Raw genomic sequence first — 14,312 nt, forward strand, 5'->3', positions numbered from 1 at the left:
CCGAACGCAAGGGCCGGGAGCTTCATGAAGACACTGGAGGTCGAGGACGCTTGCCTGGCGGAGCAGGAGTTTTCCGGCGGCGCCGCCACCGGCTTGCCCCGGTTCGCCGAGGCCTGCGACAACCGCCGCCTGATAATGCCCACCCGCGGGAGCGCACTCCAAGAGCCGAATAAGCGTGGCCAGATTTCCGCTGCTCGTGGCCGCGCCGGCCGCGGCCGCACGCCTGCACTCCCTGCAACAGGGATGGATATTCTGGATAGACCCGCCACTGATCATCCGACCAACGGCGCCAGCTGCGATGGCGGCAATCCCGCCACTGGCTATGGAGCCATGGCGGCCGGTGGCGGCGGCGCATGTTGAGACGCTAGCGGTGGCTAGGACGACCTCGGACCTCTTGGCACGGGTGCCGGGTCCCGAGGCGATACACGTGCATCAATTGGGGCCCGGACCGCTGCCCGGGAGCGGATCAGTCAGGCATAGCGTCGATGACAGTAGGTTCCTGACATGCTCGGCCACCATGTCCGCACATCATCACCGATGGCAGGTTTGCGAGCAAAACGGGCGGCCCGGTTGCGCCATACCTTCCAATGGGGAGGGGTCGCAAGGTCCGCCCCGAAGGGCCGGGGCCGGAGGCCAGATGGAAACGGAAATGTTGGCGGCCCGGCACCCCGGAACCGGGGCACGCGTCGGGACGACGCTCTTGCGCAAATCAGCTGACGGCCGGCCAAGGTGACTTCGCGTCAGCAGCCCGCTACTATCGCTGCCGATAATGCAGATTGCCGTTGATTCGGTTTCTGAGACTACATCACACCGGATTTGGAATTTTGCCATGCTGAAGCGAAAGAATTTGATCTCCCTCGCAACCGCAGCGAGCCTAGCCACTGTCCCAACCTATGGAGTGGCTGGAAATGATCTCGCAAAGGCGCTGGCAGGCGCCGCCGTGGCCGGGGCGATCTTCTGCGGCGCCACGGGCAAATGCACGCGGAACAAGCCCGCCCCCGCCACCACCACCACCCGCGCGGCGCCGAAGCCGTCGGGCATCTCGTCGGCGCAGCGCACGGAGAACAAGTCGGTCCAGCAGGCGCTGAACGGCTTCGGCTTCAATGTCGGCACGCCCGATGGCGCGCTGGGGCCGAAATCCCGCGCCGGGATCTCCAGCTACCAAGCCTATATGGGCTACAGCCCCACGGGCTATCTCGACGACTACCAGCGCGGCATCCTGCTGGAGAGCTACAACCGCATGAATGCCGGCGGCGGCGCAGCCTATCCGCAGGTCGTCGCCTCGGAAGGGACCAAGGGGCTGCTGAAGGCGTTCAACGATCCGAACTACCCGCCCCGGGCCACGGCCGCAACCGCGCCGGTGCCGCCCGCGGTCGCCCCGCCGGTCGCGCCTCCGCCCGTCGCCCAGGCCCAGGCGCCGCAGGTGCCGTCGACGCTGCCCTCGGTCACCCAGGCTGCCGGCAGGACCCTGCCGGCGCTGCCAGCCCTGACCCCGGCCTCGGCCTCGATGTCCGAACGCTGCGAGGTCGTCCAGCTCATGACCCAGACGAACCAGGGCCCGATCCTGGCCGCCAGCATGACCGACCGCAACCAGGCGCTGAGCGAGCAGTTCTGCAGCGCGCGCAGCGTCTCGATCACCGCGGGCCAATCCACTGCCGACACCTACCAGCTGGCGCCCGAAGCGATCGCCCAGTCCTGCACCCTGGTCGAGGAGACCATGGCGCCGGTGATGGCCAAGCTGCAGACCGGCGCGCCGGCCGACCTGGCCGCGGAGGCCAAGGCACTGAACGCCAAGCTGGCCCCCGATGCCGAGACCGCCGCCGCCTTCGGCAAGGTCTGCATCGGCATGGGCTACCGCGAGGACGCGCCGGAGACCTCGCTGAGCGGGGCGCTGATGATGGTCGGCGCGGGCCTCGGCCCCTATGGCGAACTCGTCGGCCACCATCTGCGCGAGGGATTCGGCACGGCGCAGAACGAGAAGCAGGCGGAGCGGTGGTATGTCGAGGCGGTGACCGCACTCGAGCAGAACCAGCAGCCGGCTTTCCTGCCCAGCAGCTCGGGCGAGCGCATGGCGGTGATCCGCAGCGCGCTGATGCTCGACAGCGAGGAGGCCAGCAACGCCGGAAGCGGGACCCTGCTGCCGACCCTCGTCAAGCAGTGATCCCGGCCCCATGAGCTGCGGAGGCGCCCGGCCGGGCGCCCTTTCCGTGCTGTCCGCACGTCCGCCCGGCAGATCGCCGCCGGACAGATTACGCCTGCGGCCGCAGTGGCTTGCTTTATGATTTTACCATCCCTAACGTGATAGCGGGATCTCATTCGTTTCGGTTAAATATGCACGTTTTCAGGTCTTCGCTCCGCCCTTGCCCCGGCCACTGGTCCCGTGCCGCGACAGCCTCCTGCCGGGACTAGACCATGGCCGAGCACTTCCTGACGAAATCCCGGCTCGACCCCGGCCAGTGCCTGAGGATCGGCGACACGATCGCGCTGGAGCTCTATCCCGCGCTGCACGAGGCGCTACTGCGCCATGCCGGCGAGGCTTCTGCCGCGCTCTTCGCCGAACCGCTGGTCAGCCGCGGCAATGACCAGGCCGAGGGCTCGGTCACCTGGTACACCGAATTTCCCGGCGCTGGCACGCCGCTCTCGCAGCTTGACGCGGCCGCCCGCGCGCAGGTCTCCGACCGGCTCCGCGCCGCGCTGGCGCCGCTGCCGGCCCTGGCCGCCGATCCCGAGATCGGTCCGCTGATCGCCGCTGCGCTGACGGTCACCGGCGGGGACGATTTCTGGGCCGTGCAGGGCGCGCCAGTGATCGTCAACTGGGGGATGGAGCCCGCGGGCGGGATCCGCGACTCGGCCGCCCATCGCGCCCGCACCTTCGGCCCCTTCCTGCCCGCCGCGGCCTCCGCGCCACTGCCCGGGGCCGGGGCCGCGGCTGCGGCCGCCGGCGCGGGCGCGGGGATTGCCGCGGCGGCAGCTGCAGCTCCGGCCAGCGCGGCGCAGCCCCCCGGAGAAGACCCCGCGGCGGCGGAGACGGAGCCGTCCGCCGCCGAGCCCGCTGCCACGCGCCGGCTGCCGGTCATCGCCTGGCTGCCGCTGGTCCTGCTGCTGCTCCTCTCGGGCGGGCTTCTGGCCTGGCTGCTGGTGCCGGGCAACCGGCTCTTCCCGGTCTCTGCCGGCGCGGATGCCGCCGCCACGACCGAGGCTGTCGCCATGGCCGAAGCGCTGAACCGCGATCTGGAGACCCGGCTGGCGGCGCTGCAGGACAGTCTCGAGGGCGCGCAATGCCTTGCCGACGGCTCGCTGGTGGTGCCGGACGGCCGCACGCTCGAAGGGCTGCTGCCGCCAGATCCCGCCGATCCGGCGGACCGCGCGGGCGCGGTGGCCCCGGGCATCCCCTCTCCGGTCCTTCCCCCCGCGCCCGAGCGCACCCGCGTCCAGCCGGCCGGTGCCGAGGCGCCGCTGCCGCTGCTCGAGCTGCTGGAAGCGCGCACCGCGCTGGTCGTGGCCACCGCCGGGCCGGACATGTCGACCGGATCGGGCTTCTTCATCGGCCCCGATCTGCTCATGACCAACCACCATGTCGTCGCCGGCGCCGCGCCAGACGGCATCTTCGTCACCAGCGCCACGCTCGGCCGCGCCCATGCGTCGACGCTGGTGAAATCCTCCGGGCCGATGGAGGCAACCGGGACCGATTTCGCGCTGCTGCGCGTCGAGGGGGTGTCGCAGCCGGAATTCGAGATCTACGCGCCCGAGGGCAGCCTGAAGCTCCGCTCGGTGGTCGCAGCGGGCTATCCGGGCGACGTGATCCGGAGCGACGCTCAGTTCCAGGCGCTGCTGGGCGGCGACATGACCTCGGCGCCCGACCTGATCGTCACCGACGGCATCGTCAATTCCGAGCAGGACTACCTCGGCGGCGCCCGCGTCGTGGTGCATTCGGCCGATGTCTCGCAAGGCAATTCCGGCGGACCGCTGGTCGATAGCTGCGGCCGCATTGTCGGGGTCAACACCTTCGTCAACCGCGGCGAGCTTAGAAACTGGAACTTCGCGCTCTCCTCCGAGAGCCTGCTGGCCTTCCTGCAGAGCGCCGGGGCCGACGGCGCCGTGACCCGCGCCCCCTGCGTCCCGGTGGTGGAGCGCCCCGCCGCGCCCCGGCCCCGCGGGGCCCCGGCGGTGCAGGACGGCATGCTGACCCTGCCGCCGCGCGGCAGCGAATAGGGCGGCGGCGCGATGTCCACGGCACTGCTGATCGATAGCACGACCGAAGGGCTCCGGCCGCTCGGGACCGCCCCGCAGCGCTCCTATGAGCTGGTCACCGGCGCGATCCTCGCCGCGCCGTCGCTGGGCGAGGCGCATGCCGCGCTCTTCGCCGAGCCGGTGGAAAGCGCCTATGGCGACCGCATCGACTGGTACAGCCCGCTGGACGGCCGGGCGCAGACGCTCGGCACGCTGCCCGAGGAGGAGGCCCAGGCCGCCCGCGCCGAGCTGGCCCGGCTGAGCGACGACATCCTCGCCGAGGCCAAACGGCTGGAAGAGGGCGGCAGCCGCGAGGAGAAGCGGCTTTCCGAGGCGCTGCGCAACGCGGTCTGCCATCCCGGCGAGGGGTCGGTCTTCGTGCTGCCGGGCGCCGGCGGCCGCCCGCAGCCGGTGCTGGCGCATTGGGGCTGGGTGCGCGACGAGGCGCCCGAAGTGCGCGGCGCGCTCACTGCCGTCGACCGCAGCCAGCCGGTGGCGCCGACCGCGCCGCCCGCCGGCGCCGGAGCCGGGACGGACGCGATGGCGGCGACCGCCGCGACCGCCGTCCTGGCGGAGGATCCCGCCCGCCGCGGCGTTCCGGCGGCCCTGCTCTGGCTCGGCTGGCTCCTGCTGCTGCTGATCCTCCTGGCGATCTTCTACCTGCTGGTGGCGCCCTGCGCGCTGCGCCCGGCCTTCCTGCCCGGCGCCTGCCCCGGCGCGGAGACCGCCCGCGCCGCGGTCTTCGCCGAAACGGACGTGCTGGAAACCCGCATCGCCATGGCCGAGCGCGAGCTCTCGGCGCTCGACCGCGCCTGCCAGCCGGTCGTCGACCCGGCGATCCCGCTGCCGGTCGCCGAGCTGCCGCCGGGCAGCCGGGACGATTCCGATGCCGCGCGGCTCACCGAGCAGGGCGCGACCATCGGCGAGCTGACCTTCTCGCTTCTCTGGGGCAGCAGCGCGGATCTGGATCTGCATGTCACCTGCCCCGAGGGCGGCACCGTCTCCTACGGCAACCGCGAGGCCTGCGGCGGCACGCTCGATGTCGACAGCAATGCCGCCAGTTCGCGCCTGCGCAGCGATCCGGTCGAGAACGTGTTCTATGCCGCGCCCGGGCCAGGCAGCTACCGCATCCGGGTCAATCTCTACCAGCCGCGCGGCGCGGCGGGGGCGCAGCCCTTCCGGCTGCGCATCCAGGACGGCGGCCGGGTCGAGCTCGTCGAGGGCTCGGTCACGCCCGGACAGCCCGACTGGGTCACGGAATTCAGCTATGGGGACCGGTGATGGCCGAACGCAAGGACCAGACCGAAGCCAGCCTGAGGGCGCTGACGGAATTTCCCGAGGACGTGACGCTCGTCCCCTATTCCGGCGTCCAGTTCCTGGATTTCGGCTTCGCGCTGCATGACCTGACGGTCCGGTCGTGGAAATTCGTCGAGCGGCCGGGCGACATGGTCGACGGGCTGCGCCAGCGCGAACTGATCCCGCTGACCGGCAACGAGGATGCCGACGCAGCCGTGCATGATGCCGCCACGGCGGAGGATGACGAATACTCGATCCGCCCGGTCAGCGCGCTGGAGCCCTATCTGGGCAAATGGGTGCCGGTGCCGGTCCTGCGCATCAAGGGCCAGCGCGGCCCGCGCGGCGAGGAACGCTACGATCCCGGCCCCTCGGCCTGGGCGCGGATCCGCACGGTCGAGCTGGCCCAGCCCGATCCGGCCACCGGCCATACCCACCGGGTGCAGATCGCGCTCGACACCAGCCTGATCGCCCAGAACCAGCCCGAGCGCTATCTCGCCCCCGAGCGCGGCGATGCCGAGAAGCCGCGGCATTTCCGGCTGGTCTCGGATCCGGCGGCGATGAACTGGTTCCTGCGCAGGGTGGAGACCGCCTCGGACGGCAGCGCGGTCGACCTGCAGAAATGGGTCTCGGACTGGCTCGACGACCTCTTCATGGCCTACAAGCGCGCCGAGCGCCCGGGCCGAACCATCGCCCATGAGGACCTGCCCCACCAGTTCGAGCACTGGGCGCGCTACCTGGCCTATCTGCGCCTGATCGACATCGCCGTGCGGCCGCCGAAGCTGCGCTTCGTCAACACGCTCTCGGCCGAGGACGCGATCGCGCCGGTCAATGTCGACCTGGTGCTCGACATCGGCAACAGCCGCACCTGCGGCATCCTGATCGAAAGCTTCCCCGGCGACACCCGCGTCGACCTGGCCCGCTCCTTCCCGCTGGAGCTGCGCGACCTCAGCCGCCCGGAATTCCAGTATTCCGGCCTGTTCCAGAGCCGCGCCGAATTCGCCGAGCTGAATTTCGGCAACGAGCAGCTCGCCAGCCGTTCGGGGCGGCGCAACGCCTTCGTCTGGCCGAGCTTCGTGCGGATCGGCCCCGAGGCGGTGCGGATGGTCCAGGGGGAGGAAGGCACCGAGACCGTGTCGGGCCTGTCCTCGCCCAAGCGCTACATCTGGGACAGCGAGCCGATGCCGCAGGACTGGCGGTTCCACAACCACCTCAATCCCGAGAGCCTGCCCAGGGCGGTGCGCGCGGCGATGCGGCACATGAACGAGGCCGGCGACGTGCTGGCGCAGCTGTCCGAGGACCGCCGCGCGGGACGTTCGGGACAGCGCCCGCCGGATCTGTCCCCGGCGGTGCGGCCGCGCTTCTCGCGCTCCTCGCTCTTCACCTTCCTGATGGCGGAGCTGCTGGCGCAGGTGCTCCTGCAGATCAACGACCCCGCCTCGCGGCTGCGCCGTCCGCAGAGCGAGCTGCCCAGGCGGCTGAACCGGATCATCCTCAGCCTGCCGACGGCCACCTCGGTGCAGGAGCAGGCTGTCATCAGCGCCCGCACCAAGGCCGCGCTGAAGCTCGTCTGGGCGCTGCGCGGGCTCGACAGCGGCGCCAGCACGATCTCGGCCCCGCCCGAGCTGAAAGTCCAGTGGGACGAGGCGAGCTGCACCCAGCTAGTCTATCTCTACAGCGAGCTGACGCAGAAATTCGAGGGCCGCATCGGCACCTTCCTGGAGCTGAAGGGCCGCCCCCGCATGGTCGCGCGCACCGGCCGCGAGGAGCCGACCCTGCGCCTGGCCTGCATCGATATCGGCGGCGGCACGACCGACCTGATGGTGACGACCTACGCGCATGAGGACGACCGCGTGCTGCACCCGGTCCAGACCTTCCGCGAGGGGTTCCGCATCGCCGGCGACGACCTGGTCGCGCGGCTCATCAGCACGCTGGTGCTGCCGGGGCTGCAGCAGTCGATCGAGGCGGCGGGCGGACGCTTCGTCGCCGAAAGGCTGCGCGAGCTCTTCGGCGGCGACTTGGGCGGGCAGGACCAGCAGTCGGTGCAGCGGCGGCGGCAGTACGCGCTGCGCATCCTGACGCCGCTGGCCGAGGCGGTGCTGGAGAAATGCGAGACGCTGGAGGAGTTCGAGCGCATCGACATCCATGCGGGCGAGGTGCTGGGGCAGGTCCCCGACGAGGAGGGCGCCCGTGCGGCCGAGCCCCTGCCGGCCGAGCTGCTGTCCTATGTCGAGGAGGCCGCGGCCGATCTCGGCGCGACCGGCTGGCGGCTCGCCGAAATGCGGCTCTCGACCACGCGGGAGGATGTCGACGCGATCTCGCGCGAGGTCTTCCAGAACGTGCTGGGCAACATGTGCGAGGTGCTCGACCATGTCGGCGCGGATGTCGTGCTGCTGACCGGGCGGCCCTCGCGGCTGCCTGCCGTGCGCTCGGTCGTCGAGGAGCTGCTGGTCGTGCCGCCGCACCGTCTGGTCTCGATGCACCGCTACCGCGCCGGGCGCTGGTACCCGTTCCGCGACCCGGTCACGCAGCGCATCGGCGACCCCAAGAGCACGGTCGCCGTCGGCGGCATGCTGATCGCCCTGGCGGAAAGCCGCATCGCCAATTTCCGGGTGATGACCGAGGCCTTCCAGATGCGCTCCACCGCGCGCTATATCGGCGAGATGAACCGCAACGGCCAGATCCCGGACGACCGGATCCTGTTCTCGAATATCGACCTCGACGAGAGCGCGACCCGCTCCGGCGACATCGCCAAGATCCGCATGTTCTCGCCGGTGCATATCGGCGCGCGGCAGCTGCCGCTGGAGCGCTGGACGACCACCCCGCTCTACCGGCTGGATTTCGTCAACGCCCAGATCGCCGCCGAGGAGACGCCGCTGACGGTCGAGCTGGAGAAGGTCGATGCCGAGGACGGGGCCGACCCGGACGACAAGCCCAGCGACATCGTCAGGAAGACGCTGCTGCGCGAGACCCAGCTGGAGCAGTTCAAGCCGGTCTTCGTCGAGGGCCGCAGCGGCACGACCTACAAGCCCGCCGCCGCCGTGGTGCTGAAGCTGCAGACGCTGGGCTTCGAGGACGACTACTGGCTTGAAACCGGAACCTTCCGGATCTGACGCGGACGACCATTGGAGAGGATGGCATGAGCATGGACCAGACCGCATTGGCAGAGGCCTGTTCCTCGGTCGCGTCGCTGTCGCGCGAGGCCATGGACTGGCTGCGCGACCCGCAGAATGCCGAGACGGTCGGCCCCGAGCGCGACCCCGCCCTGCACCGGATGCGCCGCGGCGCCCGCCGCGCCGAACGGCTGGCCCGCGCCGCGCGCTCGAAGCTCTCGGTCAGCGTCTTCGGCCCCTCGCAGGCGGGCAAGTCCTTCCTGGTCTCGGTGCTCGCGCGTCCCGCCGAGGGCCGGCTGACCGCGGATTTCTCCGGCCCCGACGGACAGCTCGACTACATCCGCGAGGTCAATCCCGAGGGCGAGGGCGAGTCGACCGGGCTCGTCACCCGCTTCACCATGACCAGGGCGGCGGCGCCCGAGGGCTTCCCGATCCCGCTTGTCCTGCTCAGCGAAGCGGATGTCGCGCGCATCTTCATCAACAGCTTCTTCATGGATGGCGACCGCTCCGAGCCGGTGCCGACCGCCGAGGATCTCAAGGCGCATGTCGCCCGCTTCCAGCCGCGCATGGGCCCCGCCGAGGTGCCCGGGCTCGAGGCCGAGGACGTACTGGAGATCGGCGAGTACATCGAGAACACCAAGGCCTTCGCCCGCACCGCCTACGCGACCGGCGTCGTGCCCTTCAAGACCGAGGCCGCGCTGATGGCGCCGCGCATGGCGATCCGCGACCGGGCCGAGTTCCTGTCGGTCTACTGGGGCGGGCACCGGGCCTTCACCGATCTCTACGTCACGCTCTGCGAGGCGCTGGCGCAGCTCGGCCATGACACCCAGGTCCATGCCCGCCGCGACGCGCTGGTCCCGCGCGAGCATTCGATCATCGACGTCAAGACGCTGCACGGCATGTTCGGCGGCGGCGAAGACGGCACGCTGGAGCTGCGCACCGGCACCGGCAATGTCGTGGCGCTGCCCCGCGCCGTGGTCTGCGCGCTGGCCGCGGAGCTCGTCTTCCCGATGCTCGAGCAGCCCTCCCCGCTTTTCGCCTCGACCGACCTCCTCGATTTCCCCGGGGCGCGCAACCGCTTCGAGAAGCCGCTGAGCGTTTCGCTCGCCGAGCCCGAGAAGACCGTCACCCAGCTGCTCCTGCGCGGCAAGGTCGCCTATCTCTTCGACCGCTATGTCGAGAACCAGGACATCACTTCGATGCTGCTCTGCGTGCCGGACAGCAACATGGACACGGTCGACCTGCCCGGGCTCGTCGACAACTGGATCGCGCTGACCCATGGCGCCACCCCGGCGCAGCGCGCGGCGACCGAGTGCATCCTGTTCTTCGTGATGACGAAATTCGACAAGCACCTGGGCGAGAGCGCGGCCGGGGGCGGCGACACCACCCGGTTCGAGCGGCGGATGCATGCCTCGCTGCTGGAGAATTTCGGCCAGTCGAACGACAACTGGGTGAAGACCTGGGCGCCGGGCCAGGCCTTCCGCAACTGCTACTGGCTGCGCAATCCGAACTACTTCGTCGAAGGGCTGATCGAATACGACGGCGACCAGCGCGAGGCGGCGATCCGCGACAGCAAGCTCGGCCGGCTCGAGGAGCTGCGCAGCGGCTGCCTGGCGGCGGAGAGCGTGCAGGCCCATTTCGCCGATCCCGCCGCCGCCTGGGACGCGGCGCTGGCGCTCAATGACGGCGGCGTCGGCTATCTCACGGCGCGGCTCGCCTCGGTCTGCACCCCCGAGGGCAAGACCCGGCAGATCGCCTCGCAGCTGGCCAAGGTGCTGGGCGACCTGCAGTCGGCGGTGGGCGGCTACTACGTCTCCGACGACATCGCCAAGCGGATCGAGGAGAAGCGCGCCGAGGCCTCGGCGATCATCGACGCGCTGGAGCTGACGCTGCAGGGCCACCGCTTCGGCGCCTTCCTCAACCGGCTGACCGTCGACCAGGAGAAGGTGGAGGATCTGCTGGCCCGGGTGCCGAGCTCGATCCGGATCAGCTCGGCGGTCTCCTCGGCCGGGCAGCCCGCCTCGGCCGCGCCGCCGCGCCCCGCGGCGCCCGGTCCCGCGCGTCCCGGCCGTCCGGCGCGCACCGCCGCCGCCGCCCCGGCCCCTTCCGCCGCCGCTGCCCCCGCGGAAGAGCCCGCCAATGGCGGCGTGCGCACCATGTCGCCCGAGCAGTTCCAGGTCGAGACCGCCTTCTCCGCCTGGATGGACGCGCTGGCCGAGTTCCGCGAGGACGAATCCGGGCTCGGCATCTACGGGCTCTCGCCCAATGCCGCGGCCAGCCTGACCGGCGAGATGGTCCACGGCTTCCGCCGACTCGGGCTCTTGGGCACCATGACCGAGGAGCTGCGGGCGATCGGCTACGGGCTGACCCTCGACCGCCAGGCGCCCGCCGCCGCGATCCTCTGCGCCGAGCGGATCAACGGCTTCGTCTCGACGCTGGGGACCGAGCGGCTGCCCGAGGCCGAGCGCCCGCAGGTCGAGCTGGCCGATGGCAGCCTGCGCACCGTCTTCGCGCCCCGCCCCGCCGCCGACAGCGCCGACACGCTGCCCCTGCGCCAGCGCGCCACCTCGGAGGAGACCTGGACCGACTGGGTCTTCGCGCTCGACACGCTTTACGTCGGCAATGCCAAGGACAGCGAGTCCGGCGCCGTCAATATCGAGCAGAACATGCGGCTCGGCGGCATTCTGACCGGCTTTGAAGCTGCCCGGGAGACGACCCGTGATTGATGTCCGCCCCGACCCGCAGCACCCCGATGGCGGCTACGCGCTCTTCACCGCGCAGGCCGGGCAGCTGCCGGACGGTACGGTGGAGATCGAGGTGCTAGACAAGTACCGCGGGCACTACCTGGCCGCCTCGGGCTTCCAGCCGCACCGCCACGGCTTCGGCCCCTACCAGGTGGAGCGGCAGGGCGATCTGGACGTGGTCCGCGTCGGCCCCGAGATCGTCAACCAGATCGAGGAGTTCGCCAGCCTGCAGATCGCCATGGGCGGGCTGACCGCGGATGTGAGCTGGCCCGACGAGGTCTTCCCGCTGCCCGGCGCCCCGGCGATCGGCGGCATCCGCGCGGTCGATGCCGAGGAGCCGGGCAGCGGACTTTCCGGCCCCGTGCCGGTCCCGCCCGCGCCCGAGCCCGCTCCGCCACCGCCCGCACCGCCCGTTCCGGAGCCGGAGCCCGGGCCCGAGGTGCCGGAGGAGGAGGAGAGCGCGGACGAGGACGGGGAAGAGGACCCCCGCGGCGGCCGCGGGCTCTGGATCGCGGCGTTGCTGATCGTGCTGGCCATCGGCGCCGGGGCGGGCTGGTGGCTCTGGCAGGAGAGCCGACCGGATGAGCCCCCGGTGCGGTCGGACACCTCGCCCGTGCCGCCGCCTGAAGCCGATGCCTGCGCGCCCGCGGGCCTGCTTGCCCTCGGCGAAAGCGACAGCACCGCCATGCTGGCGCAGCTTCTCGATTGCGGCGATGCGGTGACGGCCGATGACGCGCTCGGCGCCGTCGAGGCGGCGCAGCGTGCGGGCGATGCCGAGGCGATGCGGCTGATGGGCCAGTTCTATGACGGCGAGACCGCCGACGGGATCGAGACGGCGACCGGGCTGAGCTTCGGCGACGACCCGGCCCGCGCGGCGGAATACTACCGCCGGGCGAAGGACGCCGGCAGCGACGCGGCCGCGGATCTTCTGGCGCAGAGCTGCGAGCGGCTCGCGGGCATGTCCGACACGCTGGCGCGGAACGCCGCCGAGGAGTATTGCGAGTGATGACCCGCTCCGCCCTTGCCGCCGCCCTCGTCGCCTTCACGCTTTCCGCCCTGCCCGGCACCGCTCCGGCCCAGGAGGCGCGCCCGCTCCTGGCCGAGGGGATGCACACCGTCTACCAGCGGGTGCTGACCCGGCCCGGCGCCGCGCTCATGGACGCGCCCGACGGCGCGGCGATCTCGCGCTACCCGCCCTTCCAGCCGCTCTATGTCTTCGCCCGCGACGGCGACTGGACGCAGGTCGGCCCGTCCTCCTCCGCCCCGCCCGCGGGCTGGATCGGCCCCGGCACCGCCGTGCCCTGGAAGCAGAACATCGTCGGCGCCTTCACCAACAGCGCCGGGCGCCAGCGCCAGCTGATCTTCGACACCCAGGACAACCTGCGCTGGCTGCTGAACCACGAGGCACTGACCGCCATGCAGGAGCGCCTGCTGGCCGAGGCCGATAGCGGCATCATCGACGGCGCCCATGGCGTCGTCTCGGTCGAGCCGGAGGAATTCGTCAATATCCGCGACGAGCTCTACCTGATGCCGATCCTCGATTTCGTCGAAGACCTGCACCCGGCGAATTACGAAGAGCTCTTGCTGATGCAGGTCGCCTCGATCCCCAAGGACGCGCGCGGCGCCCCCAAGGGGGACGGCGACGGCGACATGAGCCGCTTCGATGTCGGCATCGTCTTCGTCTTCGACACCACCCAGTCGATGGATCCCTATATCGCCCAGGTCCAGCGCGTGCTGCAGTCGACCGTCGAGGAACTGGTCGAGACCGATATCGGCGATGCAGTGAATTTCGGCGTGATCGGCTTCCGCGACAATCCCGAGGCGGTCCCGGCGCTGGAATACCGCACGCGGGTGCTGGTGCCCCTGGAGCCTCGCCCGGACCAGAGCGCGGTGATCGCCGGGATCGGCGCGGCGACCCAGGTGGCGACCGCCAGCTCGACCGGCTTCAACGAGGACAGCGCCGCGGGAGTCGAGGATGCGCTGACCGAGATCGACTGGGACCAGGCGCAGGGCGACGGCGATCCCTTCGACGCGCGCTACGTCATCCTCGTCACCGATGCCGGGCCAAAGGATGCGCGCGACCCGAATGCCCGCAGCGAGATCGGCATGCAGGAGCTGCAGGCCGATGCAGAGGGGCGCAACATCGCGCTGATGACGCTGCACCTGCTCACCCCTGCCGGGAAGGCGACGCATGACTATGCCGCCGCGCGCTACCGCGAGATGTCGCGCTTTGCCGGGCGCAGCTTCTACTACCCGATCGAGAACGGCGAGGAGGCGACCTTCGCCGCCACCACCGAGCGGCTGGTCCGCGCCCTGACCGACCATGTGCGCGAGGCGCGCGGCCAGGCGACGCTCCAGTCCGAGGACGAGCGCGACGGTGATCTAGAGGATCTGGGCCTGGCGATGCGGCTGGCCTATCTGGGCGCGCAGCAGGGCACGCAGGTGCCCGACGTGCTGACCGGCTGGATCACCGACAAGGCGATCGAGGCGCCCTCGCGCATGGCGGTGGAGCCGCGGCTCCTGCTGACCAAGAACGAGATGGCGACCATGGCGGAGCTGCTCGACAACCTGGTGCGGCTGGGCGAGCAGACCGGCAACCAGCAGGACGCCTATGCCTTCTTCGGCCAGATCCGCGGCGTGATCGCCGACATGGCGACGAACCCCGACATGCTGATCAATGCCGAGGCCGACACGATCGGCGGGGCGCTGGAATACCTGGAGAACCTGCCCTATCGCAGCCAGCTGCTGCAGATGACCGAGGACCGCTGGGGCCAGAGCGCGATGCTGCGCCGGACCATCCTCGACGGCATGCGCCAGAAGCTCGCCCAGTACCGCAAGTGGCTCTATGACGCCAGCGTCTGGACCCCGCTCTACGAGGGTGCGCCGGATGGCGAGCATGTCTTCGCCATGCCCTTCGACGTGCTGCCCTGAG

8 protein-coding genes are annotated in these 14,312 nt (G+C 70.9%); all 8 read left to right on the forward strand.

The features are described 5' to 3' along the window. Positions 1-360, forward strand: a 360-nt coding sequence (locus HCC78_RS25655; protein WP_216671308.1) for a hypothetical protein, incomplete at its 5' end; no start/stop codon positions are given. Positions 361-898: 538 nt separating this feature from the next. Beyond that, the gene (locus HCC78_RS25660) at positions 899-2,161 is read left to right on the forward strand and encodes a peptidoglycan-binding domain-containing protein (RefSeq protein ID WP_172331634.1); all 1,263 of its coding nucleotides are present in this window, start codon (positions 899-901) and stop codon (positions 2,159-2,161) included. 251 nt (positions 2,162-2,412) lie between these two features. Beyond that, positions 2,413-4,212 (forward strand): trypsin-like peptidase domain-containing protein, encoded by a 1,800-nt coding sequence (locus tag HCC78_RS25665; RefSeq protein ID WP_172331635.1) that lies wholly within the window; start codon positions 2,413-2,415, stop codon positions 4,210-4,212. A 12-nt stretch (positions 4,213-4,224) separates the two neighbouring features. Beyond that, positions 4,225-5,511 (forward strand): hypothetical protein, encoded by a 1,287-nt coding sequence (locus HCC78_RS25670; protein ID WP_172331636.1) that lies wholly within the window; start codon positions 4,225-4,227, stop codon positions 5,509-5,511. Continuing rightward, entirely contained in the window at positions 5,511-8,636 is a 3,126-nt protein-coding gene (locus HCC78_RS25675) for a virulence factor SrfB (protein ID WP_172331637.1), read from the forward strand. The genes HCC78_RS25670 and HCC78_RS25675 overlap by 1 nt, the downstream gene beginning before the upstream one ends. 26 nt (positions 8,637-8,662) lie before the next feature. Further along, complete coding sequence (locus tag HCC78_RS25680; RefSeq protein ID WP_253949365.1) at positions 8,663-11,362, forward strand: virulence factor SrfC family protein; 2,700 nt, start codon at positions 8,663-8,665, stop codon at positions 11,360-11,362. Next, on the forward strand, positions 11,355-12,386 hold the full coding sequence (locus HCC78_RS25685; RefSeq protein WP_172331638.1) for a sel1 repeat family protein: 1,032 nt from the start codon (positions 11,355-11,357) through the stop codon (positions 12,384-12,386). Before HCC78_RS25680 ends, HCC78_RS25685 begins: the two co-directional genes overlap by 8 nt. Then, entirely contained in the window at positions 12,386-14,311 is a 1,926-nt protein-coding gene (locus HCC78_RS25690; protein WP_172331639.1) for a vWA domain-containing protein, read from the forward strand. The genes HCC78_RS25685 and HCC78_RS25690 overlap by 1 nt, the downstream gene beginning before the upstream one ends. The last annotated feature ends 1 nt before the right edge of the window (position 14,312 follow it).

The sequence above is a fragment of the Mangrovicoccus sp. HB161399 genome (assembly GCF_013184745.1).
Taxonomy (GTDB): domain Bacteria; phylum Pseudomonadota; class Alphaproteobacteria; order Rhodobacterales; family Rhodobacteraceae; genus Mangrovicoccus.

Coding starts and splice junctions, on each gene's coding strand:
- HCC78_RS25665 (WP_172331635.1), top strand. CDS start 2,413: ATGGCCGAGCACTTCCTGACGAAATCCCGGCTCGACCCCGGCCAGTGC.
- HCC78_RS25690 (WP_172331639.1), top strand. CDS start 12,386: ATGACCCGCTCCGCCCTTGCCGCCGCCCTCGTCGCCTTCACGCTTTCC.
- HCC78_RS25680 (WP_253949365.1), top strand. CDS start 8,663: ATGAGCATGGACCAGACCGCATTGGCAGAGGCCTGTTCCTCGGTCGCG.
- HCC78_RS25670 (WP_172331636.1), top strand. CDS start 4,225: ATGTCCACGGCACTGCTGATCGATAGCACGACCGAAGGGCTCCGGCCG.
- HCC78_RS25675 (WP_172331637.1), top strand. CDS start 5,511: ATGGCCGAACGCAAGGACCAGACCGAAGCCAGCCTGAGGGCGCTGACG.